This window comes from Blastococcus jejuensis, from assembly GCF_039534705.1.
In the GTDB taxonomy this organism is placed as follows: Bacteria; Actinomycetota; Actinomycetes; order Mycobacteriales; family Geodermatophilaceae; genus Blastococcus_B; species Blastococcus_B jejuensis.
Genome location: NZ_BAAAVV010000005.1, coordinates 72,005 through 93,965 on the forward strand (window position 1 = coordinate 72,005; position 21,961 = coordinate 93,965).

General features: G+C 75.3%; 24 protein-coding genes. 3 read left to right on the forward strand and 21 right to left on the reverse strand.

Annotation, left to right across the window (positions count from 1 at the left end; all coding sequences use genetic code 11):
• Nucleotides 1-5 precede the first annotated feature (5 nt).
• Genes ABD644_RS11840 through ABD644_RS11850 form a run of 3 tightly spaced genes read right to left on the reverse strand, consistent with a single transcriptional unit; the run spans nucleotide 6 to nucleotide 3,539 of the window.
• Nucleotides 6-764, reverse strand: a complete 759-nt coding sequence (locus ABD644_RS11840) for an SDR family NAD(P)-dependent oxidoreductase (protein WP_344689084.1) — start codon at nucleotides 762-764, stop codon at nucleotides 6-8.
• A 59-nt stretch (nucleotides 765-823) separates the two neighbouring features.
• Nucleotides 824-1,579 carry a DUF5995 family protein gene (locus ABD644_RS11845; RefSeq protein ID WP_344689085.1) on the reverse strand — a complete coding sequence of 252 codons (756 nt, stop codon included), beginning with the start codon at nucleotides 1,577-1,579 and terminating at the stop codon, nucleotides 824-826.
• Between the two features lie 16 nt (nucleotides 1,580-1,595).
• Nucleotides 1,596-3,539 carry a PucR family transcriptional regulator gene (locus ABD644_RS11850; protein ID WP_344689086.1) on the reverse strand — a complete coding sequence of 648 codons (1,944 nt, stop codon included), beginning with the start codon at nucleotides 3,537-3,539 and terminating at the stop codon, nucleotides 1,596-1,598.
• Nucleotides 3,540-3,812: 273 nt separating this feature from the next.
• On the opposite strand from ABD644_RS11850, the gene ABD644_RS11855 reads away from it, so the two are divergent.
• The gene (locus ABD644_RS11855) at nucleotides 3,813-4,823 is read left to right on the forward strand and encodes an oxamate carbamoyltransferase subunit AllH family protein (RefSeq protein WP_344689087.1); all 1,011 of its coding nucleotides are present in this window, start codon (nucleotides 3,813-3,815) and stop codon (nucleotides 4,821-4,823) included.
• Between the two features lie 159 nt (nucleotides 4,824-4,982).
• The gene (locus tag ABD644_RS11860) at nucleotides 4,983-5,807 is read left to right on the forward strand and encodes an alpha/beta fold hydrolase (protein WP_344689088.1); all 825 of its coding nucleotides are present in this window, start codon (nucleotides 4,983-4,985) and stop codon (nucleotides 5,805-5,807) included.
• A gap of 19 nt (nucleotides 5,808-5,826) precedes the next feature.
• On the opposite strand, the gene ABD644_RS11865 is transcribed toward ABD644_RS11860, so the two are convergent.
• From ABD644_RS11865 to rpe, 8 genes are read right to left on the reverse strand one after another with little or no spacing between them, the layout of a single operon-like run.
• Nucleotides 5,827-6,261, reverse strand: coding sequence for an SSI family serine proteinase inhibitor (locus ABD644_RS11865; RefSeq protein WP_344689089.1), 435 nt, complete (start codon nucleotides 6,259-6,261; stop codon nucleotides 5,827-5,829).
• 51 nt (nucleotides 6,262-6,312) lie between these two features.
• Nucleotides 6,313-7,179, reverse strand: a complete 867-nt coding sequence (gene hisG, locus ABD644_RS11870) for an ATP phosphoribosyltransferase (protein WP_344689090.1) — start codon at nucleotides 7,177-7,179, stop codon at nucleotides 6,313-6,315.
• 36 nt (nucleotides 7,180-7,215) lie between these two features.
• Nucleotides 7,216-7,479, reverse strand: coding sequence for a phosphoribosyl-ATP diphosphatase (locus tag ABD644_RS11875; protein WP_344689091.1), 264 nt, complete (start codon nucleotides 7,477-7,479; stop codon nucleotides 7,216-7,218).
• Nucleotides 7,476-8,000: a 6,7-dimethyl-8-ribityllumazine synthase gene (gene ribH, locus ABD644_RS11880; protein WP_344689092.1), complete on the reverse strand. Its 525-nt coding sequence runs from the start codon at nucleotides 7,998-8,000 to the stop codon at nucleotides 7,476-7,478. The genes ABD644_RS11875 and ribH overlap by 4 nt, the downstream gene beginning before the upstream one ends.
• Nucleotides 7,997-9,286, reverse strand: coding sequence for a bifunctional 3,4-dihydroxy-2-butanone-4-phosphate synthase/GTP cyclohydrolase II (locus ABD644_RS11885; protein WP_344689093.1), 1,290 nt, complete (start codon nucleotides 9,284-9,286; stop codon nucleotides 7,997-7,999). Before ABD644_RS11885 ends, ribH begins: the two co-directional genes overlap by 4 nt.
• Nucleotides 9,283-9,894 carry a riboflavin synthase gene (locus tag ABD644_RS11890; RefSeq protein WP_344689094.1) on the reverse strand — a complete coding sequence of 204 codons (612 nt, stop codon included), beginning with the start codon at nucleotides 9,892-9,894 and terminating at the stop codon, nucleotides 9,283-9,285. The genes ABD644_RS11885 and ABD644_RS11890 overlap by 4 nt, the downstream gene beginning before the upstream one ends.
• Nucleotide 9,895: 1 nt before the next feature.
• Nucleotides 9,896-10,954, reverse strand: coding sequence for a bifunctional diaminohydroxyphosphoribosylaminopyrimidine deaminase/5-amino-6-(5-phosphoribosylamino)uracil reductase RibD (gene ribD, locus ABD644_RS11895; RefSeq protein ID WP_344689095.1), 1,059 nt, complete (start codon nucleotides 10,952-10,954; stop codon nucleotides 9,896-9,898).
• A complete protein-coding gene (rpe, locus tag ABD644_RS11900) occupies nucleotides 10,951-11,622 on the reverse strand; it encodes a ribulose-phosphate 3-epimerase (RefSeq protein WP_344689096.1) in 672 nt (223 codons plus the stop codon). Before rpe ends, ribD begins: the two co-directional genes overlap by 4 nt.
• Nucleotides 11,623-11,676: 54 nt before the next feature.
• Here rpe and ABD644_RS11905 point away from each other — a divergent pair, with 54 nt between their 5' ends.
• The gene (locus ABD644_RS11905; protein ID WP_344689097.1) at nucleotides 11,677-12,318 is read left to right on the forward strand and encodes a GPP34 family phosphoprotein; all 642 of its coding nucleotides are present in this window, start codon (nucleotides 11,677-11,679) and stop codon (nucleotides 12,316-12,318) included.
• Nucleotides 12,319-12,322: 4 nt separating this feature from the next.
• Here the strand turns inward: ABD644_RS11905 and ABD644_RS11910 are convergent, their stop codons facing one another.
• The 10 genes from ABD644_RS11910 to mihF all read right to left on the reverse strand — a co-directional run bounded on the left by ABD644_RS11910 (nucleotide 12,323) and on the right by mihF (nucleotide 21,796).
• Nucleotides 12,323-12,820, reverse strand: coding sequence for a hypothetical protein (locus ABD644_RS11910; protein WP_344689098.1), 498 nt, complete (start codon nucleotides 12,818-12,820; stop codon nucleotides 12,323-12,325).
• 20 nt (nucleotides 12,821-12,840) lie between these two features.
• Nucleotides 12,841-14,220 (reverse strand): RsmB/NOP family class I SAM-dependent RNA methyltransferase, encoded by a 1,380-nt coding sequence (locus tag ABD644_RS11915; RefSeq protein ID WP_344689099.1) that lies wholly within the window; start codon nucleotides 14,218-14,220, stop codon nucleotides 12,841-12,843.
• A complete protein-coding gene (fmt, locus tag ABD644_RS11920) occupies nucleotides 14,217-15,203 on the reverse strand; it encodes a methionyl-tRNA formyltransferase (RefSeq protein WP_344689100.1) in 987 nt (328 codons plus the stop codon). The genes ABD644_RS11915 and fmt overlap by 4 nt, the downstream gene beginning before the upstream one ends.
• Nucleotides 15,140-15,685, reverse strand: coding sequence for a peptide deformylase (gene def, locus ABD644_RS11925; RefSeq protein WP_344689101.1), 546 nt, complete (start codon nucleotides 15,683-15,685; stop codon nucleotides 15,140-15,142). Before def ends, fmt begins: the two co-directional genes overlap by 64 nt.
• Before the next feature lie 99 nt (nucleotides 15,686-15,784).
• Complete coding sequence (locus tag ABD644_RS11930; protein ID WP_344689102.1) at nucleotides 15,785-17,740, reverse strand: primosomal protein N'; 1,956 nt, start codon at nucleotides 17,738-17,740, stop codon at nucleotides 15,785-15,787.
• A gap of 50 nt (nucleotides 17,741-17,790) precedes the next feature.
• Nucleotides 17,791-18,987 carry a methionine adenosyltransferase gene (gene metK, locus ABD644_RS11935; RefSeq protein ID WP_344689103.1) on the reverse strand — a complete coding sequence of 399 codons (1,197 nt, stop codon included), beginning with the start codon at nucleotides 18,985-18,987 and terminating at the stop codon, nucleotides 17,791-17,793.
• A gap of 76 nt (nucleotides 18,988-19,063) precedes the next feature.
• Nucleotides 19,064-20,290, reverse strand: a complete 1,227-nt coding sequence (gene coaBC, locus ABD644_RS11940; protein ID WP_344689104.1) for a bifunctional phosphopantothenoylcysteine decarboxylase/phosphopantothenate--cysteine ligase CoaBC — start codon at nucleotides 20,288-20,290, stop codon at nucleotides 19,064-19,066.
• 197 nt (nucleotides 20,291-20,487) lie between these two features.
• Entirely contained in the window at nucleotides 20,488-20,751 is a 264-nt protein-coding gene (rpoZ, locus tag ABD644_RS11945) for a DNA-directed RNA polymerase subunit omega (protein ID WP_012949163.1), read from the reverse strand.
• A gap of 78 nt (nucleotides 20,752-20,829) precedes the next feature.
• Complete coding sequence (gmk, locus tag ABD644_RS11950; RefSeq protein WP_344689107.1) at nucleotides 20,830-21,429, reverse strand: guanylate kinase; 600 nt, start codon at nucleotides 21,427-21,429, stop codon at nucleotides 20,830-20,832.
• 40 nt (nucleotides 21,430-21,469) lie between these two features.
• Nucleotides 21,470-21,796 carry an integration host factor, actinobacterial type gene (mihF, locus tag ABD644_RS11955; RefSeq protein WP_344689108.1) on the reverse strand — a complete coding sequence of 109 codons (327 nt, stop codon included), beginning with the start codon at nucleotides 21,794-21,796 and terminating at the stop codon, nucleotides 21,470-21,472.
• Nucleotides 21,797-21,961: the final 165 nt, after the last annotated feature.

The following is a 21,961-nucleotide window of genomic DNA, read 5'->3' on the forward strand; positions in this document are numbered from 1 at the left end:
CTCGATCAGCCCTCCTGGTCGGTGGGGCGGACCAGGATCTCGTTGATCGCCACGTGGGGCGGCTGGCTGACCATGTAGAGCACCGCGCGGGCGATGTCGTCGGCCGCGAGCACCCGCATGCTGGCGTGCATCTTCTCCGAGGCGGCCTTCGCGCCCGGGTGGGTGATGTGGGTGTTCAGCTCGGTGGTGACGGCGCCGGGCTCGACCAGGCCGATCCGGACCCCCTTCGCCGTCACCTCCTGGCGCAACGACTCGCTGAAGGCGTTCACCGCCCACTTGCTGGCGTTGTAGACGCCCGCGCCCTTGCGGGCCACGCGGCCGGCGACGCTGGACACGTTGACGACGTCGCCGGAGCCCTGCTCGACCATCCCCTCGATCGCGGCGTGGGTCATGTACATCAGGCCGAGGACGTTGGTGTGCATCATCCGGCGCCACTCCTCGGTGTCGGCGCCGCGGATGGTGCCGAGCAGCATCACGCCGGCGTTGTTGACCAGCACGTCCAGGCCGCCGAGTTCCTCCCGCGTCCGGCGGACGGCATCGGCGCAGGCCTGCTCGTCGGTCACGTCGAGGTCGAGCGTCAGCACCGACGCGCCGCCGTCGGTGAGCTTCGCCGTCAGCGCGTCGAGCCGGTCGCGGCGGCGGGCGCCGATGGCGACGGCGGCACCGGCTCCGGCGAGCGCGACCGCCGTGGCCTCGCCGATCCCCGACGAGGCTCCGGTGACCAGTGCGACCTTGCCGGACAGCGGACGGGCGGGTTCGGACATGCGGGATCTTCCCTCCTCGCGCCGCCGGGTGCGGCGCTCCTCCCCCACCCTGCCGGGGATCAGGCCGGCGCGCCGCCCGGCGCGGGCGCGATCGTGACGCCGAAGCCGCGGACGGCCAGCCGGAGCAGCACCGGCCCCGGGCGCAGCAGGTCGCGCACCCGGGCGGCCGCGGCCTCCTCCAGGTCGGCCAGCCGGATCGCGTACTCGCCGTCCCCTCGCCGCCGCGCCGCGTCCAGGGCACGGGCGTTGCGCCACACCTTGCGCCGAGCCTCCTTGAGGAAGGTGCGGGCCGCGTGGCGGTTCGCCGGGGCGATCAGCCGGTCCACCGGCGTCCGCCGGCCACCCACGCGCTGGAGCGCGAGGTCCTCGTCGGCGACGCGGGACGCCAGGACGCCGTCGATCCGCTCGTGGTCGCGGCGGCGGCGGTCGAGCAGGTGCGGGTCGGCGAAGTCCGCGGGCGGGATCATCGCGAGCAGCGAGGGCGGCAGGTCGTAGTTGATGTGCGCGTTCATGCCCAGCAGCACGTGCGCCTCGGGCGGCAGGCCGGGCTTCGCGCCGAACGCCAGCTGCCAGGGCAGGGGGACGTCGGGAGCCGCTGCCCGCCAGGCCCGCAGCGCGGCGAGGTAGCGGTCGGCGAAGTCCACGACCCACGCCGCCACCCACTGCGGGTCCTCGAACAGCCCGCGGGCCAGCGCCGCGTCGACCGCCCGGGTGGTGCGCAGGTACGTGCCCAGGAAGAAGCGGGCCGGGTCGCCGTCCATCGACGCGAGCAGCGCCGCCATGCGCCCGGTCAGCCCCTCGACGGCATCTGTCACGCTCCGGGGTCCTGCTTCAGACGAGGGCGTCGAGGCCGTCGTCGGGCGGCATCAGCAGGCCGGCCTCGATCGGCGGTCGGTGCGGCTGGTCCAGCCCGCGCATCCGGGCGGCGTGCAGGGCCAGCAGCAGGTTGAGCCGCAGCGTCGGGTCGGACGTGAACGGCCCGAGCATCCGCTCCAGCTTGCCGATCCGGTAGCGCATCGTGTTGTAGTGGAAGTGCAGCCGGCGGGCCGACTCGGCCACGTTGAGGTTTGTCTCCAGGAGCACGCGCAGGGTCTCGCGCAGGTCGGCGGAGTCGGCGTCGGACGCGTCGGCCAGCGAGCCGAGCACCTCGTCGACGTAGGAACGCAGCTCGGAGCTGTCCGGGATGAGCGAGAGAAGCCGGAACACCCCGAGCTGGTCGAAGTGGGTCACCGCCGTCCCGCCGTGGATCTCCTGACCGACCCCCAGCGCGCGCTGGGCCTGGCGGTGCGCCTCGGCCAGGGCCGACAGCGACTCGGCCGGGCGGCCGATCCCGGTGCCGAGCAGCCGGCCCACCCGCCGCAGCCGGCCGTTGACGCGTGAGGTGACCGCCGAGACGAGCGCGGACACCTCCTCGGGGGTGCGCCCGTCGAGCGGGAGCAACGTGACGATCTCGGTGGCCAGGCCGGCGACGGCGGCGCCGGCGACCTCGGTCTCCAGGGCGGCGCGCCAGCCGTCGGCGAGCCGGTCGAGGACGTCGAGGGCCTTCGTCGGGTCGGCGGCCGCGTCGGCGACGGTCTCGGTGGCGGTGACCAGGACGGCGACCGGCCCGTCGAGCCGCCAGCCGAAGGACCGCGTGTAGGCCAGCGTCCGCTCGGTGTGGCCGACCGAGCCGCCCACCAGCCGGCGCACCAGGTCTCCCTGGAAGCGCAGCTCCACCGAGTGGACCGCCTGCAGCCGGATCACCGAGAGCGCGGCGATGACCGCGGCCCGCTCGAGCACGCCACCGGCGCCGACCATCATCGCGCCGGTCCGGTGCACGGCCACCAGCCAGCCGTGCCGCTGGTCGCCGGCCATGATCGGCGCGACCGCGTACTCCCCGACCCCGCCGGGGAGCTGGTGGTGCCCGGGCACGAGCAGGATGCCGTCGGCCGGTGACAGGTCGGCGTCGGCGAGCACGTCGGCGGGGGTGACGACCGTCTGGTCGGCGCGCACCCCGGAGAGCCGTCGGGAGGGGGTGAGCTCGGCCAGGGCGTCGTCGGCAGCGGCGTCGAGCAGCCACAGCCAGTCGCTGATCTCCTCGACGTCCTCGCGCGGCCCGGCGCTGGTGACGACCTCGCGGTCGGGGCCGAGCCCGAGGACCGCGGCGCCCTCGAGCATCACGGCCAGCCGCTGGGCGACCTCGGCGAGCCCCCCGCCGGTGAGGGCGACGCCGATGAACTCGTCGTCCATCCGGGAGGAGAGGGCCAGGGCCTGGCTCTGCTTGGTGACGACGGTGCCGAGGACCTCGGACACGATCTCGTCGAGGCGCACCCCGGCGGGCAGGGCGAGCACGGGCAGGCCGCGGCGGTCGGCCTCGGCCAGCACCTCGCCGGGCACGGGGGCCGGGCCGTCGCTGCGGCGGTAGGCCAGGGCGGCGGTGCCCATGGAGTCGAGGCGCTCGACGAGGGCGCGGCAGTTGGCGGCGTCGGCGGGGGGCAGCCGCGCACCGAGGACGACGAGGACGTCGGGGCCCGCGCCGGCCAGCGGATCGGTCGGGTCGTCGACGACCATGTGCCGCACCGTGCGCCCCAGACCCGACGCTCCGGCGGCCACGGCGGTGCCGGCCAGGCCCGGGAGGTCGAGGGCGTCCTCGACCGTGAGGCCCATCCGCTCCTGCCAGCTGGTCCGCTCGTCGCGGCTGTCGGCGCGCGACTCGGCGACCGCCCAGTTGCGACGGAACGGAATCGACTCGTAACGGTGTGTCGAGGGGCCCGGTGAGGCGCTACCCTGCGTCACGACGCGTCCCCTCTCCGTTCGCCGTCCAGGTTGCCACACACTGCCATCCTGTCAGTTGTCCCTGGACGCCGACCCCCATTCTTGGCGACTTCCGCCATACGAGGGCGTGCGACGCGCCGCATAGGTTCGAGGCCCGGTCCACCCCGTCCGCTGGATGGTAGGCCCCTCACCAACGTCGGTGATCGACCCATCTTCCGCCACGGACGAGGTCGGATCCGGGCGGGGGGGTCAAGAGGTCGGCTTCTCCGCAGTTCTCCCTGGTGAGAGGCCGCCATGCGCACGATCGACGACACCACAGGCCAGGCGAGCCGTCGCCCCGAGTCGGAGGCACCGCAGCGCGGTCGCGCCGCGCGGGCCGGTCTGCCCACGATCCCCCTCCCCCGCGAGTCCGCGCAGGCCACTGCCCGCACCGCCCCGCCCGCGCGCGCCGCCACGGCCGTGCCCGCCTCGGCGAGCACCGGTGTCGCCGAACTGCTGCGCGGCCCGGTCCGCCCGGCCCGGGTGCTCATGAGCCTGCCGGCGGCGGTCTACCTGTTCGTCCCCACCGAGCGCGGCGGTGACGTCGTCGGTGTGCTCACCAGCGACGCCGCGCGCCTGCCCCTCGGGTGCGTGCTCTTCCGTCCGAGCAACGGCCGCCCCCTGGTGGCCCTGCCCAGCGGTGCCCCGGCAGAGGTCGGGGGCGGCCGGATCGTCGTGGGCGACCTCGCGGTCAGCGCCGCCGCGTGGTGGAACCCGCGCCCCAAGCTGCCCAGCACGCGGCCGGCCCTGCTCCCCGAGGGCGTGCGGCAGCTGCGCAACGCGCTGTACGGCGAGGGCGTCCCGCACAGCGCCTTCACCCTCCCCGGCCTGCCGACCGGCCCGGGCGGCCCCCTGGCCGCGTTGCGCGGCGCCGTCCGCCGGGCAGACCTCGACGCCGCCCTGCGCACCGCCACCCGGCTGATCGGGCTCGGTCCCGGCCTCACGCCCGCCGGTGACGACGTCATGGCCGGCACGATCGCCGGGCTGGTCCTGCTCGGCCACCCGTCGGCCGAGCGCTTCGCGGCGGGCGTCTACTCGCTGGCCGGCGGCCGCACGACCGAGCTCTCCCGGGCCCTGCTCCGGCACGCCGCCTGCGGCCGGGTCAGCGGCGAGTACGCAGCCGTGCTGCACGCACTGGTCGGCGAGCGCCCGCTCGCCCCGGCCGTCGCCGGCCTGCTGGCGACCGGTTCCACCAGCGGCCGGGCCATGGCGCTGGGGCTCTGCACGGCGATCGACCTCGTCGACCGGACGCTGCGCCCCCGCTGATCCCGCGACCCGACGCGCCCCCGGTCCACCGGACCGGGGGCGCGTCGGCGTTCCGGGCCGGCCCGCGATGACCATCCGCACCGCGGGAGGGACCTTCGCCCCGTGAGCGACGACCGCCGGCCACGCGATCGTCGGGACGGGGCGGCGAGAGGGGACGTCATGGCGGTGCGGACGGCGACGCGCGCCGAACCACGCGCGGGCACCTTCCCCGGCGCGATGGAGTACCTGACCTGGGGCGACGGCCCCCGGACCATGCTGTTCATCCAGGGCGGGCCGGGCCGCACCATCCCGACCGGGCTGATGCGCCGGGCCACCGGACGGCTGTTCGCCCCCTACGTCTCGGCCGGGTACGCGGTCTGGATCGTGGCACGACGCCGGCACATGCCCGCCGGCCACTCGATCGCCGACATGGCCGACGACTACGCCCGCATCATCGCCGAGCAGTTCGGCGGCTCGGTCGACCTGGTCGTGGGCGAGTCCTTCGGCGGGATGGTCGCCCAGGACCTCGCCGCGCGGCATCCGGAGTGCGTGGGCCGCGTCGCCCTCGTCGTCAGCGGGTACGAGGTGAGCCCCTGGGGCAAGGCGGTCGACCTCCGGCTCGCCGAGGCCCTCCGCCGTGGCGACCGCCTCGCGGCCGGAGGCGCGTTCGCCGAGTACCTGCTCCCCGGCCGGGCCCTCGGTCCGGTGCGCCGGCTGCTCGCCCCACTGCTGGCGCGAGCCGTCGTGGATCACGGCCCGAGGGAGGACATGCTCGTCGAGGTCGAGGCCGAGGTCGGCTACGACTCACGGGGCGTGCTCGACCGGGTGAGGGCGCCGGTGCTGCTGATCTGCGGTGACCGGGACCGCTTCTTCCCGCCCGCGGTCGTGCGGGAGACCGCCGCGCGGATCCCGGACTGCCAGCTGGTCTGGTACTCCCGGGCGGGACACATGCGGGCCGCCTCGAGCAGCCGGATCGCCCGGGACGTGCTCGCCTTCGCGACGTAGGACCCGGGCGAGCTCCGACTCAGTCGGCGACCGCACCCTCGACCGGCGGCAGCACCGGACCCAGCGCGTCCCACTGGGAGATGCGGCAGCCGTCGGTGCGCGAGAGCTCGGCCTCGACCGGCTCGGCGTGCCAGCGACCGGCGATCCGGGCGGTCTCCGGGCCCCCGTACTGCTCGGTGCACACCATGTCCGTCGGCAGCGGCGCGAACGGCGCGTCCATGCCCGCCAGGTGCGTGCACGCCGCGGCCGGATCGGGGTGGTCGCCCTCCGGGGCGTCCCCGCACACCAGCGTGTACCGCTCGGGTTCGGAACCGTCGCCCCGGTCGACCTCGATCACCAGGTCGTCTTCGCCGGAGGCGCCGGTCGCCGAGCTGGAGGCACCGGCATCCGTGCCGCCGCTCCCCGAGGACCCGCAGGCCGCCAGGGCGAGCAGCACCGCCAAGCCAGTGATCACGCGCATGACGCTGGAACGTACGGGAGGGCGCCGGAGTTGCCGCGGAGTCCCTCAGATGCGCGAGGCGTGGATGCTGGTGACCAGGATCGCCCGCGCGCCGAGCTCCCAGAGCTCGTCCATGACGCGGTTGGTGTCGTTGCGGGCGACCATCGCGCGCACCGCCGACCAGCCCGGCGTCTGCAGCGGGCTGACCGTCGGCCCCTCGATGCCCGGGGTCACGGCGGTCGCCGCCGCCAGGATGTCGTTGGGGCAGTCGTAGTCGAGCATCACGTACTGCCGCGCCACCAGCACCCCGCGCAGCCGGCGGCGGAGCTGGGCGACGGCCGGGATCTCCTCGGCACCCTCGCGGCGCACCAGGATCGCCTCGCTGGTCAGCACCGGGTCACCGATCGTCTGCAGCCCGGCCGCGCGCAGCGTCGTCCCCGTCTCCACGACGTCGCAGACCGCGTCGGCGACACCGAGCCGGCAGGCGGTCTCCACCGCGCCGTCGAGCTTGACCACGCCGGCCTTGATGCCCGACTCGGCGAGGTAGCGCTGGAGCAGCACCGGGTAGGCCGTCGCGATCCGCTTGCCCGCCAGCTGCTCGACCCGCTCGATGCCCGACTCCACCGGCGCGGCGAAGCGGAACGACGAACGGCCGAAGCCCAGCGGCATGACCTCGACCGCCGCGGCGCCCTCCCCGTTCGACGGCGCGGTCTCCATCAGCATGTCGCGGCCGGTGATGCCCACGTCGAGGGTGCCCGCGGCGACGTAGACGGCGATGTCCCGCGGGCGCAGGTAGAAGAACTCGGTGTCGTTGTCCGGGTCGTAGACCGCGAGGTCCTTGGTGCTGCGGCGCTGGCGGTAGCCGCTCTCGGCGAGCATCTCGGCCGCGGGCTCGCTCAGGACGCCCTTGTTGGGCACGGCGATGCGCAGCACGGGACGAACTCCTCGACGGGTGACGGCGGGGCGGAATTACAGGTGAGCGTAGACGTCGTCGAGGGTGAGGCCCCTGGTCAGCATGAGGACCTGCACCCGGTAGAGGAGCTGGCTGATCTCCTCCGCCGTCCGCTCGCCGCTCTCGTGCTCGGCGGCCATCCACGCCTCGGAGGCCTCCTCGACCACCTTCTTCCCGGCGGCGTGCACGCCGTCGCGGACGGCGCGCACCGTGCCCGAGGCCGGGTCGTCGGTGGCGACCTTGCCCGACAGCTCGGCGAACAACTCGTCGAAGGTCTTCACGAGCGGGCCTCCCGGACCGGCGCGGCGCTGAAGCCGGTCGTCCGCTGCGGGGCCCGCAGCTCGCGCAGGGTCAGTGCGGTGGCCAGGGCCGCGATGGCGGCCTCCCAGCCCTTGTCCTCGGCCGAGCCCGGCAGGCCCGCACGGTCGCGGGCCTGCTCCTCGGTGTCGCAGGTGAGGACGCCGTTGCCGACCGGCTTGCCGGCGTCGAGCGCGACCCGGGTCAGGCCGGCGGTGACCGCGTCGCAGACGTACTCGAAGTGCGGGGTGCCGCCCCGGATGACGACGCCGAGGGCGACGACCGCGTCGTGCCGCTCGGTCAGCGCCTGGGCGACGACCGGCAGCTCGACCGCGCCGGGCGCCCGCACCACCGTGGGGTCGGCGATGCCGCTGGCCCGGGCGGCCGCGACGGCGCGGGTCAGCAGGGTGTCGGTGATCTCGGCGTGCCACGTGGTGGCGACGATGCCGAGGGTCAACCCCGCGGCGTCCACCGGCTCGACGACGGGCGCCCCCGAGCCGCTCACGAGGGCTGCTCCTCGGCGAGGGCGGCCGGGCTGTCGGCGGGGCCGGACTCGGTCTCGGGCTCGATGATGTCCAGCAGGTGCCCCATGCGGTCGCGCTTGGTGCGCAGGTAGTCCAGGTTCTCGGCGGTGACGTGGCTGGGCAGCGGCACCCGGCCCACGACCTTGAGGCCGTAGCCCTCCAGGCCGGCGCGCTTGGCCGGGTTGTTGCTGAGCAGCCGCATGGTGCGCACGCCGAGGTCGACGAGGATCTGCGCGCCGGTGCCGTAGTCGCGCGCGTCGGCCGGCAGGCCCAGGTCGAGGTTGGCGTCGACCGTGTCGGCGCCCATGTCCTGCAGCTGGTAGGCCTGCAGCTTGTGCAGCAGTCCGATCCCCCGGCCCTCGTGCCCGCGGATGTAGAGCACGATCCCGCGGCCCTCCTGGGCGACGGCGGCCAGCGCGGCCTGCAGCTGCGGACCGCAGTCGCACCGCAGCGAGCCGAACACGTCGCCGGTCAGGCACTCGGAGTGCACCCGGACGAGCACGTCCTCGCCGTCGCCGATCTCGCCGTAGACGAAGGCGACGTGCTCGCGGTTGTCGTACGTGCTGCGGAAGCCGACGGCGGTGAAGGTGCCCGGGGCGAGCGGGACCTTGGCCTCGGCGACGCGCTCGACGAGCTTGTCGAAGCGCTTGCGGTAGGCGATCAGGTCGGCGATCGAGACCATGCACAGGTCGTGCTCGTCGGCGAAGACGCGCAGCTCCTCGCCGCGGGCCATGCCGGTGGGGTCCTTCTCGCTGACGATCTCGCACAGCGTCCCCGAGGGGCGCAGCCCGGCGAGGACGGCGAGGTCGACGGCCGCCTCGGTGTGGCCGGGGCGGCGCAGCACGCCGCCGTCCTTGGCGCGCAGCGGCACGATGTGGCCGGGGCGGGCCAGGTCGGCCGAGGTGGTGCCGGCGTCGGCCAGCAGCCGGATGGTGTGCGCCCGGTCGGAGGCGGAGATGCCGGTGGTCACGCCCTCGCGGGCGTCGACGGTGACCGTGTAGGCGGTGCCGCGCCGGTCCTGGTTGACCCGGAACATCGGCGGGAGGTCCAGCCGGTCGGCGTCGGCCTCGGTGACGGCGACGCAGATGTAGCCCGAGGTGTAGCGCACCATGAACGCGACCAGGTCGGGCGTCGCGAGCTCGGAGGCGAAGATCAGGTCGCCCTCGTTCTCGCGGTCCTCGTCGTCGATGACGACGACCGGGCGGCCGTCCTTGATGGCGGCGATGGCGCTCTCGATGGAGTCGAGGCGACCCAGTGGAGCGCTCATGCGACCCGTCCTCCGAGCAGTCGCTCCACGTACTTGGCGATCACGTCGACCTCCAGGTTGACGGGGTCCCCCGGGGCGCGCGCACCGAGCGTGGTCTCGCGGAGGGTGGTGGGGATGAGGCTCACCTCGAACCACGGGCGGGGGTCGTCGGCCGCGCTGACGGCGCTGACCGTCAGCGAGACCCCGTCGACGGCGACGGAGCCCTTCTCGACGACGTAGCGCGCCAGCTCCGGCGGCAGGCCGATCCGGACGACCTCCCAGTCGGCGCCCGGGGTGCGGGCGAGGACGCTGCCGACACCGTCGACGTGGCCCTGCATCAGGTGCCCGCCGAGCCGGGTGTGCGGGGTGACCGCGCGCTCGAGGTTCACCGCGGCACCGGCCACCGCGCCGCCCAGGCTGCTGCGGCGCAGGGTCTCGGCCATGACGTCGGTGCTCCAGACGCCGTCCTCGACCCCGGTCACGGTGAGGCACACGCCGTCGACGGCGATGGAGTCGCCCAGGGCGACGTCCTCCAGCACCCGCTGCGCACGGATCCGCAGCACGGCGGAGTCCGGTCGGTCCTCGCGGACGACGACGGTGCCCACCTCTTCGACGATCCCGGTGAACACCTCAGCTCCCTCCGTCCACGTGCTGCCGGCCCCCAGTGTGCCGGGTGGGACGCAACCTGAGTTGCACGTCCCCGCTCAGGGGGGTGACATCGACGATCTCGAGGGTCAGCGCGCCGCCGATCGACGGGATTCCCAGGTCACCCACGAGGGAGGGTCCGGCCCCCAGCAGCTTCGGGGCCAGGTGCAGCAGGATCTCGTCGACCAGGCCGCCGCGGAGGAACGCCGCGGCCAGCGCCGGACCACCCTCGAGCAGGGCGCGGCGCACGTCGCGGTCGAACAGCTCGGCGAGCAGGGCCGCCGGATCGGTGGCGCGACTCACATGGGTCGGGGCCGCGTCGTCGAGCACGCGGGCGGTCGCCGGCACCCGGCCACGCCGGTCGGCGACGACGCGCAGCGGCTGCCGCGCGGCGGGCCGCCCGTCGGCGTCGCGGACGGTGAGCTGGGGGTCGTCGGCGAGCACCGTGCCCGACCCGACGACGACGGCGTCGCACGTGGCGCGCAACCGGTGGACCTCCGCCCGGGCGGCCGCTCCGGTGATCCACCGGCTGCTGCCGTCGGCGGCGGCCACCCGGCCGTCCAGGGTGGCGGCGGCCTTCCAGACGACGAACGGCCGCCGCTCGCGGGCGCCGGTCAGCCAGCCGGCCAGGGCACCGGTCTCGGCCTCGGCCCGCTGCACGCCGAGCTCGACGTCGATCCCGGCCTCGCGCAGCCGCTCGGCGCCGCCGTCGGCCAGCTCGGTGGGTTCCGGGACGGCGACGACGACCCGCGACACACCCGCGGCGATCAGGGCATCGGTGCAGGGACCGGTGCGGCCGGTGTGCGCGCACGGTTCGAGGGTGACGACGACGGTGCTCCCGCGGGCGCGGTCGCCGGCACGGGCGAGTGCGGTCACCTCCGCGTGCGGGCCACCCGGCGGGGCGGTCGCGCCCTCCCCCACCACCGCACCGTCGGAGGCGAGGACGACCGCGCCGACGGGCGGGTTGGGGCTCGTGGTCCCGAGGACGCCGTCGGCCAGGGTTCGCGCCCGGGCCATGGCGGCCTGCTCGGCCGGGGTGGTCACCCCGTCATCGCAGCGGCGGCGCGGGCACGCAGCGCGGCGATGGCCTTCGCGGGGTCGTCGGCCCCGTAGACCGCCGACCCGGCGACGAACACGTCGGCGCCGGCCTCGGCCGCCTGCTCGATCGTGTCGCCGTTGACCCCGCCGTCGACCTCCACGAACAGCGACAGATGCCCGGTGTCGACCAGCTGCCGGGCCCGGCGGACCTTGGGCAGCACCTCCTCGATGAACGACTGCCCGCCGAACCCGGGCTCCACGGTCATGATCAGGAGGGTGTCGAAGTCGTGCAGCACGTCGAGGTAGTGGTCGAGCGACGTCTCGGGCTTCAGGGCCAGCCCGGCGAGGGCTCCGCCGGCGCGGATGTCGCGGGCGACCGCACGGGGGTCCGTGCAGGCCTCCGCGTGCACCGTGACGTTGCGGGCCCCGGCCTCGGCGTAGCCCGGCGCCCAGCGCCCCGGGTTCTCGATCATGAGGTGGCAGTCCAGGGGCACCGGGCTGACCGCCTGCAGGGCCTGCATCACCGGCAGGCCGAAGGTCAGGTTCGGCACGAAGTGCCCGTCCATCACGTCGAAGTGCAGCCAGTCGGCATCCGCCACCCGCTCCGATTCCTCGGCGAGGCGCGTGAAATCCGCCGACAGCAGGCTCGGCGCGATCATCGGTTCCCTGGCCACGTCCACCGAGTCTAGGTGGCCGGTGATCGGCCGCCCCCCACCTAGGCTTCCCGCGTGACCGAGCGCACAGCAGCGGGGGCCGGGGCCGGCGACGTGTCCATCCGGGTGGCCGCGCTGTGCCTCGGCCAGAACGGCCGGCTGTCCGACCGCCTCGTCTGCGGGCCCGCCGTCCGGGGGGCGCTCCTGCTCGACCTGGCGCTGAGCGCCCGCGTGGAGCAGACCGAGGACAGCATCCTGGTCGACCCGACCCCCACCGGCTTCGCCCCGGCCGACCGCCTGCTGGCCGCGATCGGCATCGAGCCCGAGCGGTCGCTGGACGGGTGGCTCGACGAGCGGCGGATCGGGCTGCGGGACGTGGCCGACGGCGCGGTGCGCGCAGGCCGCTGGTCGCAAGGCCGCGGCGCTCTCGGTCTGGGCCGCCGCTACGTGGACGGCGACGTCGCGCGCACCCTCGCCGATCTCGCTCGTGATCCCGACGGCGAGCCGGCCGGCTGGACGCCGGAGGACGCCGGCGTCACCGCGATCGCGGCCGTGGCCGGGCTGCGCGACCGGGAGCTGGGCTACGCGGAGTCCCTGGCCCCGGCCGTGCTCGCCGCGACCGGGAGCGCCGCCTGGCTGTGCACGGCGATCGTCGACCACCTGCGGGTGCTGACCGCGCGCTACGCGGCCGAGGCGGCGGGCCTCGGCCCGTTCTAGGGGGTCACTCGCGCCCGGGCAGCGCGATCCAGTCGTCCCAGGACAGGTCCCGGCCGATGTACCGGGGCCGCGGCATCGGCCACTGCGCCTCCAGCCAGCGCGGCACGAACTCGTCGAACGCCCGCTCCACGTCGGTGCCGACCAGCCGGTCCACCACCCACCACGACACCTCCGCGCCGGCCTCGCCCGCCTTCTCCGGCGGGTCGATGTACAGGCACCCGAGCAGCTCCGACTCGTCCTGCTCGAACAGGCCGTAGAGGAAGCTCTCGTGCGCGGCGATCTCGCGCTCGTGGTGCGCGAGGTCGTCCCGGTCCTGCTCGACGGTCATGTGCGCCGGCGGCCAGCCCCAGGCCTTGCCGTAGACGGACCACAGCCGCTCGCGCGACCCCATGACGGCCGGGAAGTCGATCTCCGTGTCGGCGGCCCCCATGGGGCGGAGGTGCTGGCCCGTGGGCAGGTCAGCGCGGAGCGGGTGCTCGAAATCAGCGGGCAGCCAGTCCATGCGCGGCAGGCTATCGGGGGTCAGCGGGTGCGGCGGAGCAGCGCCATGAACATCGCGTCGGTGCCGTGCCGGTGCGGCCACAGCTGACCGTGGTCGCCGCGCGCGACATCGGGCACGTCGGGCAGCAGCGGCGCCACCGGCAGCACCTCGACGTCGTCCCGCCGGGCCGCCGCGTCGACGACGGCCACGGTCTCGGCGGTGTGCGGCGAGCAGGTCACGTAGGCGACCACTCCCCCGGGCCGCACCGAGGCCAGGGCGCTGTCCAGCAGCGCGGTCTGCAGCTCGACCAGGGGCGGCACGTCGTCGGGGGTCCGGCGCCAGCGCACCTCCGGACGACGCCGCAGGGCACCCAGGCCGGTGCACGGCGCGTCGAGCAGCACCCGGTCGAACGAGGCCGGCGCCCACGGCGGTCGCGTGCCGTCGGCGGTGAGGACCTCGACGTCCGGCTCGCCGCTCAGGGCCTGCCGCACCAGCTCGGCCCGGTGCGGGGCGCGGTCGACCGCGGTGAGCCGCACGCCCTCGGGGCGGACCGCCGCGAGCAGCGCCGCCTTGCCGCCAGGGCCCGCGCACATGTCCAGCCACGCGGCGTCCGGGCCGTCCAGGGGCACTCGCGTCAGGAGCAGCGCGGCGAGCTGGCTGCCCTCGTCCTGCACCGCGGCCGCGCCGGAGCGCACCGACGCCACCCTGCCGGGGTCGCCGCCGGGCATCCGCACGGCGTACGGGGACCACGGGCCGGGCTGCCCGCCCGCCTCCGCGGCGAGCGCCTCCCGGTCGATCCGGCGGGCCACGAGGTGCACCTCTGGCGCGGCGTCGTCGGCCAGCAGCGCGGCCTCGAGCTCGGTGTCGTCCCTCCCGAGGGCGTCCCGCCAGGCGTCGACGATCCACCGGGGATGGTCGGTGGCCAGGGCGAGGCGCGTCGCGGCGTCGCCGTCGAGCCGGTCGAGCCAGGCTTCGCGGTCGCCGCCGGTCGCCACCTTGCGCAGCACCGCGTTGACCAGCCCGGACGCGCCGGTGCCGACGATGGCCCGGGTGAGGGCGACGGTCGTGTCGACGGCGGCGTGCGAGGGCACCCGCAGGTCGAGAAGCTGGTAGGCGCCGAGCCGCAGCAGGTCGAGGACGCGCGGGTCCAGCTCTGCCAGGGGCCGGCTCACCAGCCCGGTGAGGACGGCGTCGAGGGTGCCCTGGGCCCGCAGCGCCCCGTAGGCCAGCTGGGTGGTGAAGGCGGCGTCACGCTCGTCGAGTTCCCGCTCGCGCAGCAGCTGCGGCAGCAGCAGGTTGGCGTAGGCGGCGCGGGAGGACACGCCGTCGAGCACGTCGTAGGCGGTGAGCCGGGCGCCGTCGAGCACCGGACGGCGGGTCGCCGGGTGCCGCCGTCGTCCCTTCCGGGAGGCGCCCGTCACTGCCCCACCCGCTCCCCCGCGGAGGGACGGGCGCCGCGCGCCCAGTCGGTGGCGGGGAGCATGCGCTTGCCGGCCGGCTGCACCTGGTCGAGCAGGACCGGGCCGCTGCCGGTGCCGACCAGCACCCGACCCGACGCGACGAGCAGCTCACCGGGCTCGAGGGAGGGCTCGTCCGTGGTGGTCACCGGCCCCAGACGCAGCCGGTCCCCGCGCCAGGTGGTCCACGCGCCGGGGGCCGGCGTGACGCCGCGGATCCGCCGGTCGACCACGTGCGCGGGCAGCGCCCAGTCGACGCGGGCGTCGGCGGTCTCGATCCGCGGGGCCAGGCTGATGCCCTCGGCGGGCTGCGGCTGCGGCACCAGGGTGCCCGCCGCGATCCCGTCGAGGGTGGCGACGAGCAGCCCCGCCCCGCTGACGGCCAGCCGGTCGAGCAGCGCCCCGGCGGTGTCGCGCGGGCCGATCCGCTCGGTGACGGTGCCGAAGACGGGGCCGGTGTCGAGGCCGGCTTCCAGCAGGAAGGTCGATGCGCCGGTGAGGTCGTCGCCGGCCATGATCGCGTGCTGCACCGGTGCCGCCCCGCGCCAGGCGGGCAGCAGCGAGAAGTGCAGGTTGACCCACCCGTGCCGGGGCAGGTCGAGGGCGGCCTGCGGCACGAGGGCGCCGTAGGCGACCACGGGTGCGCAGTCCACGGCGAGGCCGGCGAGCTGCTCGAGGAACTCCGGCTCGCGGGGCGACCGGGGCTGCAGCACGGGGATGCCGGCGGCGTCGGCGCGCTCGGCCACCGGGGACCGGCTCACCGTGCGCCCGCGGCCGGCGCGGGCGTCGGGACGGGTGAGGACGGCGACGACCTCATGACCGGAGGCGAGCAGCGCCTCCAGCGACGGGACGGCCGGCGCGGGGGTGCCCGCGAACAGGAGCCTCAGTGCGGGCTCACCTTCACGAGCGGGACGGGGACGGGCAGGTACTCGGCCATGCCCGCCCACTCGGCGTCCTCGAGCAGGGCCAGCGCCGCGGCCCGGGCCTCGGCGTCGAGCCGGTCGACGAACAGCACGCCGTCCAGATGGTCGGTCTCGTGCTGGATCGCACGGGCCAGCAGCTCGGAGCCCTCGACCTGCACCGGGTCGCCGTGCATGTTCCAGCCGCTGGCCACCACGTGCAGGTGCCGCCGGCAGTCCCAGCGGTAGCCGGGGATCGACAGGCACCCCTCGGGGCCCTCCTCGGTCTCCTCCCCGACGGCGCGGACGTCGGGGTTGACCAGGTGGCCGACCTCGCCGTCGACGTACCAGGTGAAGACACGCAGACCCACGCCGATCTGCGGGGCCGCCAGGCCGGCGCCCCCGGCGGCGTGCATGGTCTCGGTCAGGTCGGCGACCAGCCCGCGCAGCTCGGCGTCGAAGTCGACGACCGGGGCCGCGGGGGTGCGCAGGACCGGGTCGCCGAGGAGCCGGATCGGGGTGACGCTCACCCGTCGATCCTAGAAGGCGGGAGTTGATCATCGGATTCGTGCACGCGACACGGGCCGGCACGCCGTACGCCTGTACACGAATCCGATGATCAACCGGGGCTAGACGAGGTCGAGCGGGTCGAGCTGCACGCGGACGTGCTCCAGCGCCTTCTTCGCACTGCGCACGCCCTGCACCTCGGTGAGCGCGTGCGCCAGCACGGCCCCCTCGGCCCTCGGCACCCGCACCAGGTAGCGCTCCCGCTCACCCTCCTGGCCGGGCCGCGGTGGCTCCGGCACGGGCCCGAGCAGGTCGGCGTCGGCCGGCAGCCGCAGGGCCTCGAGGAACTCGGCCAGCGCGGCCGGCGAGCCCGACAGGGCCGCGATGCGGGTGACCGGCGGGAAGCCGAGCTCGCGACGGTCGGCCAGTTCGCGCTCAGCCAGCCACGCCGGGTCCCAGCGCACGAGCGCCTGGACGACGGGGTGCGCGGCGTCCGCGGCGACGACGACGGCGCCGCCCGCCGAGGCCGGCCGCACCAGGGTGGCCGCGTTCATCCACCGCCGGAGCGTCTCCTCCCCCGCGCGCAGGTCGGCCCGGCCCAGCAGCGCCCAGGAGTCCAGCAGCAGGGCGGCGCCGTACCCGCCCTCGACGACCGGCTCGGCGCCCGGGGTGGCCACGACGAGCGACGGTCCGCCCGGGATCGTGGCCAGCACGCCCGACGCGCGGCCGGAGACGCGCAGGGTGGCCCCGGGGAACGCCCGGGCCAGCTCCTCGGCGGTGCGGGCCTCCCCCACCACCGAGGCGCGCAGCTTCGTCCCGTGGCAGTGCGGGCAGTCGAACGTTGTCGCCGGCCGGGCGCACCAGCGGCAGGCCGGGATCCGGCCGCCGTCGGGGCCCGGTCGCGGCGAGATGCCCAGCGGCCCCGCGCAGTGCGCGCAGCGGGCCGGGGCCCGGCAGCGGGCGCAGGCCAGCGACGGCACGTAGCCCGACCGGGGCACCTGGACGAGCACGGGTGACCCGGAGGCCAGGGCGCGGCGGGCGGCCTCGTGCGCCATCGACGGCAGCCGGGCGGAGCGGGCGGCCGGGTCGCGCGCGAGCTCGAAGTCGTCGCCGAGCGCCTGCACGCGCGGAGCCGCCGCCCGCAGCGTCGCGCGGTCGGCCACGAGTTCGTGCGCCCAGCCGGACTCCACCAGCAGCGCCGCCTCCGCCGTGCGGGCGGTGCCGGCCACGACCGCCGCGCAGTTGTCCAGGTAGGCACGGTGGAGCAGGACGTCGCGGGCGTGCGGGTAGGGCGCCAGCGGCTCGGCGTGGATGTCGTCGCCGTCGTCCCAGACGACCACCAGCCCGAGATCGCGGACCGGGGCGAACATCGCGGCCCGGGTGCCGAGCACGACCTGCGCCGCGCCCCGCGAGGCGGCGAGGAACTGCCCGTAGCGCTTCTCGGGCGCGTCACCGGCCCGCAGCACCGTGAACGAGTGCTCGGGCAGCAGCCGGCCGGCCGCGGCCTCCAGCCGGTCGAGGTCCTTGTGGTCGGGGACGACGACGAGCGCGCCCCGGCCCCCCGAGAGCGCCGCGCGGCACAGCTCGGCCAGCCGGGTGGGCCAGTCCTCGCCGGGCAGGGCGGACCAGACCGCGCGCGGGGGTCGCCCCTCGGCCAGGGCGGTCAGCAGGGCCGGGCCGGCGGTGTACCGGGCGAAGCCCGCGGGGTCCGGCGGGCCGGGGAGCGCGTCGGGCGTCGGGCTGGGGCGCTTCTCGGCGGCGGCCCGGCGGGGCGGCAGGGCCAGCCGCAGCACGTCGCTGAGCGTGCCGGCGTAGCGGTCGGCGATGGCCCGGGCGAGGCGGGCCACCTGCGAGGTCAGAACCGGCTCGCCCGACGGCACGTGCGAGAGCGGCTGCAGCCGGCCGGCGAAGTCGGTGGTGCCGCCGAGCTCCCAGACCACGCCGTCGACGAGGCGGCCGTGGAACCGGACCCGCACGCGGCAGCCGGCCTGCACGGTGTCGGCGAACTTCTCCGGGACGCCGTAGTCGAACGGGCGGTCCAGGTGGGCCAGGGGCACGTCGACGACGACCCGGGCCACCAGCGGGGCGCTGGTACCCGGGCCGTCGGGAGCGGGGTCGCTCAGTGCGTTCAGGCCCCGGTGGCCGAGCGCAGGGCCTCGACCCGGTCCAGCCGCTCCCACGGGAGGTCGAGGTCGGTGCGCCCGAAGTGGCCGTAGGCCGCCGTCGGCGCGTAGATCGGCCGCAGCAGGTCCAGGTCGCGGACGATCGCGCCCGGCCGCAGGTCGAACACCGAGCTGATCGCCTTCTCGAGCACGTCGTCGGCCACCGTGCCGGTGCCGAAGGTCTCGACGAACAGGCCGACCGGGTGGGCGGCGCCGATCGCGTAGGCGACCTGCACCTCGCAGCGGCGGGCCAGGCCGGCGGCCACGACGTTCTTGGCCACCCAGCGCATGGCGTAGGCACCGGAGCGGTCGACCTTCGACGGGTCCTTGCCCGAGAAGGCGCCGCCCCCGTGGCGGGCCATGCCGCCATAGGTGTCGACGATGATCTTGCGACCGGTCAGGCCGGCGTCGCCCATCGGTCCGCCGATGACGAACTTGCCGGTCGGGTTGACCAGCAGCCGGTAGCCGGTGGTGGGCAGCCCCAGCGCGGCCAGCTCGGGCTCGACGACGAGCTCCTGGACGTCGGGGGTGAGCAGCTGCTCGATCGAGATGTCCTCGGCGTGCTGCGAGGAGACCACGACGGTGTCGACGGCGACCGGCTGGTCGTCCTCGTAGACGACGGTGACCTGGGTCTTGCCGTCGGGCCGCAGGTAGGGCACCGACCCGTCCTTGCGGACGGTCGACAGGCGCCGGGACAGGCGGTGCGCCAGCGCGATGGGCAGCGGCATCAGCTCGGGGGTCTCGTCGGTGGCGTAGCCGAACATCAGCCCCTGGTCGCCGGCGCCCTGACGCTCGATCTCGTCCTCGGCGGCGCCGGCGGTGCGCGCCTCGTACCCGGTGTCGACGCCCTGGGCGATGTCGGGCGACTGCGCGCCGATGGACACGCTGACGCCGCAGGAGGCGCCGTCGAAGCCCTTGCGGGAGGAGTCGTAACCGATGCCGAGGATGGTCTTGCGGACGATCTCGGCGATCTCGACGTAGCCGGCGGTGGTGACCTCGCCGGCGATGTGCACCTGGCCGGTGGTGATCATCGTCTCGACCGCGACCCGGCTGCGCGGGTCCTGCTCGAGCATGGCGTCCAGGATCGAGTCGCTGATCTGGTCGGCGATCTTGTCCGGGTGGCCCTCGGTCACCGACTCGGACGTGAAGAGGCGGCGTGGCACTCGGTACTCCCTGGGGCTCGTGTGTGATGGAACCGGTTCCTGCCACGGTACCGGCGCGGGGGGACAGCGCCGCCCGTCAGCCCCCGGGACGTGGGCCGAGTCGCGCCGCGACCGCCCCCCAGATGCCGGCTGCGACGGCGTCCTTGCTGCCCTCGAGCAGGTCGGTGGCGCCGCCGTCGGCGGAGAGCACGACCACGGCGTTCTCCGGTCGGCCGAAGACCTGACCGTCGGAGACGTCGTTGACGACGAGCAGGTCGCAGCCCTTGCGGGCGAGCTTGGCGCGCGCGTGGGTGAGCACGTCGCCGTCGTCGTCCCCCGTCTCGGCGGCGAAGCCGACGACGAGCTGACCGGGGGCGCGCTTGGTGACCAGCTCGGCGAGGACGTCGGGATTGCGGACCAGCGGCACCGCCGCGGGCTCGCTGCCGCTGCCCTTCTTCAGCTTGGTGGCCGCCACGGCCTCGGGCCGGAAGTCGGCCACGGCGGCGCTCATGACGACGACGTCGGCGCCCACCGCCTCCTCGAGCATCGCCGCGCGCAGCTCCTCGGCGGTGCCCACCGGGACGACGCGGACGCCGAACGGCGACGGGGCCTCGACGTTGGCCGCCACGAGGACCACCTCGGCACCGCGCGCGGCGGCGACGCGGGCCAGCGCCCAGCCCTGCCGGCCCGAGGAGCGGTTGCCCAGGTAGCGGACGGGGTCCAGCGGCTCGCGGGTGCCGCCGGCGCTGATCACGACGCGGCGGCCGACGAGGTCCTGGGCGAGCGCGTCGGCGCCGAGCCGCAGCACGACCTCGGCGAGGGCCGCGATGTCGGCGGGCTCGGGCAGGCGGCCGGGCCCGGAGTCGGGGCCGGTGAGCCGCCCGACCGCGGGCGGCAGGACGACGGCGCCGCGCCGGCGGAGGGTGGCGACGTTGTCCTGCGTGGCCGGGTGCAGCCACATCTCGGTGTGCATGGCCGGCACGAACACGACCGGGCAGGACGCGGTGAGCAGGGTGGCGGTGAGCAGGTCGTCGGCGCGACCCGCCGCGGCCCGGGCGAGCAGGTCGGCGGTGGCCGGTGCGACCACGACGAGCTCGGCGGCCTGCCCGATGCGGACGTGCGCCACCTCGGGGACGTCGGACCAGACGTCGGTGGTGACCTTGTTGCCCGACAGCGCCTCGAAGGTGGCCGCGCCGACGAAGTGCAGCGCGCCGGGGGTGGGCACGACGCGCACGTCGTGCCCGGCCTCGGTGAACGCCCGGAGCACGAAGGCGGCCTTGTAGGCGGCCACTCCCCCGCTCACGCCCAGCACGATCGACGACACGGCACTCATCCTCCCAACACGAGAACGCACCCGGCAGGTGCTGCCGGGTGCGTTCTCATCAATCTGGGTGCCCAGGTGAGGTACTGGAGCGGCCACCCTGCAGGGTCCCGCCGCGAGCTTGCGAGCGGTGGGGGGCAGCGGAAGGACCCCGTCCTCCTCACCACTCGCAGGCTCGCGGCGAGCCTCCGGACGGGGCCTTAGTTCTCGCCGGCGGTGTGGGTCAGCAGACCCTCGTTGATCTCGCGGAGCGCGATCGACAGGGGCTTCTCCTGCGGCGCTGTGTCGACCAGCGGGCCCACGTACTCCAGCAGGCCCTCGGAGAGCTGGCTGTAGTAAGCGTTGATCTGGCGCGCGCGCTTGGCGGCGAAGATGACCAGGCCGTACTTGCTGCTGGTGCGCTCGAGCAGCTCGTCGATCGGCGGGTTGGTGATGCCCTCGGGGGCAGGTGCGACTCCGGACACGGGCGGGCGTGCTCCTCAGTAGATCGGCGAAAGCGACGGGCCGGCGATCAACGCGGCGGCGGTCTCATCAAGGCACCGTCACTCGTGCGCGCCCGTCCCCTGGTGCAGACCGGGAGCGGGCGCAGTCAGCAAGCCTACCAACTCGTCGGCCGCCCGGGCCACGTCGTCGTTGACGACGACGACGTCGAACTCCCCGGCGGCGTCGAGTTCGGCCTGCGCCAGGGCCAGCCGGCGCTCCTGCACCGCGGGCGCTTCCGAGCCGCGGCCGGTCAGCCGGTTGACCAGTTCGGCCCAGGACGGCGGCGCCAGGAACACCAGTTGCGCCTCCGGTGACCGCGTCCGCACCTGCCGCGCGCCCTGCAGCTCGATCTCGAGCAGGGCCGGGAGGCCGCGGGCCAGTCGCATCCGGACCGGGGTGGCCGGCGTGCCGTAGCGGTTGCCGGCGTACTCGGCCCACTCCAGCAGCCCGTCGTTCTCGATCAGCCGGTCGAACTCGGCGTCGTCGACGAAGTGGTAGTGCACGCCGTCGACCTCACCCGGACGCGGACGGCGAGTGGTCACCGAGACCGACACCCACACCTCCGGGTGCCGCCGCCGGACCTCGGCGATCACGGTGCCCTTGCCGACCCCGGAGGGTCCGGACAGCACGGTCAGCCGTGCCGGTGCTGGTGTCGCCACTCGTCGTCCTCGTCCGGGTCGGTGTTCCCCCAGCCAGGTGTCAGACGACCTTCTCGCCGCTGAACTCGGCCTCCAGCGCCTTCCGCTGGTTGGCGCCCAGGCCGCGGACACGGCGGGTCGGGGAGATCTCCAGGCGCTCCATGATCTTCGCAGCCCGCGCCTTGCCCACTCCGGGCAGGGATTCCAGGACCGCGGAGACCCGCATCTTCCCGATCACCTCGTCGGTCTCACCCTGCTTCAGGACGTCGCCGACGGTGGCGCCCTTGCTCTTCAGTCGCTCGCGCAGCTCGGCGCGCGCCTTGCGGGCAGCGGCGGCCTTCTCGAGGGCGGCGGCACGTTGCTCCGGGGACAGGTCAGGCAGGGGCATGGTCGACCCAATCGTGTCGTTCGCCCGGCCGGTGGTCCGACCCGGCGGTCCGGTGAGGGACTCGGTGGGAAGGGGCTCGCCTCTGAGCCTCACGGCCAACCTAGTTCCCGGCAAATCCGCTGGTCACGTGGGTTGTGCGCGACTTTCCGTCACGCGCGTGTCGTC

Coding starts and splice junctions, on each gene's coding strand:
- ABD644_RS11840 (WP_344689084.1), bottom strand. CDS start 764: ATGTCCGAACCCGCCCGTCCGCTGTCCGGCAAGGTCGCACTGGTCACC.
- ABD644_RS11910 (WP_344689098.1), bottom strand. CDS start 12,820: ATGGACTGGCTGCCCGCTGATTTCGAGCACCCGCTCCGCGCTGACCTG.
- ABD644_RS11855 (WP_344689087.1), top strand. CDS start 3,813: ATGCGCACGATCGACGACACCACAGGCCAGGCGAGCCGTCGCCCCGAG.
- ABD644_RS11860 (WP_344689088.1), top strand. CDS start 4,983: ATGGCGGTGCGGACGGCGACGCGCGCCGAACCACGCGCGGGCACCTTC.
- ABD644_RS11885 (WP_344689093.1), bottom strand. CDS start 9,286: ATGAGCGCTCCACTGGGTCGCCTCGACTCCATCGAGAGCGCCATCGCC.
- mihF (WP_344689108.1), bottom strand. CDS start 21,796: ATGCCCCTGCCTGACCTGTCCCCGGAGCAACGTGCCGCCGCCCTCGAG.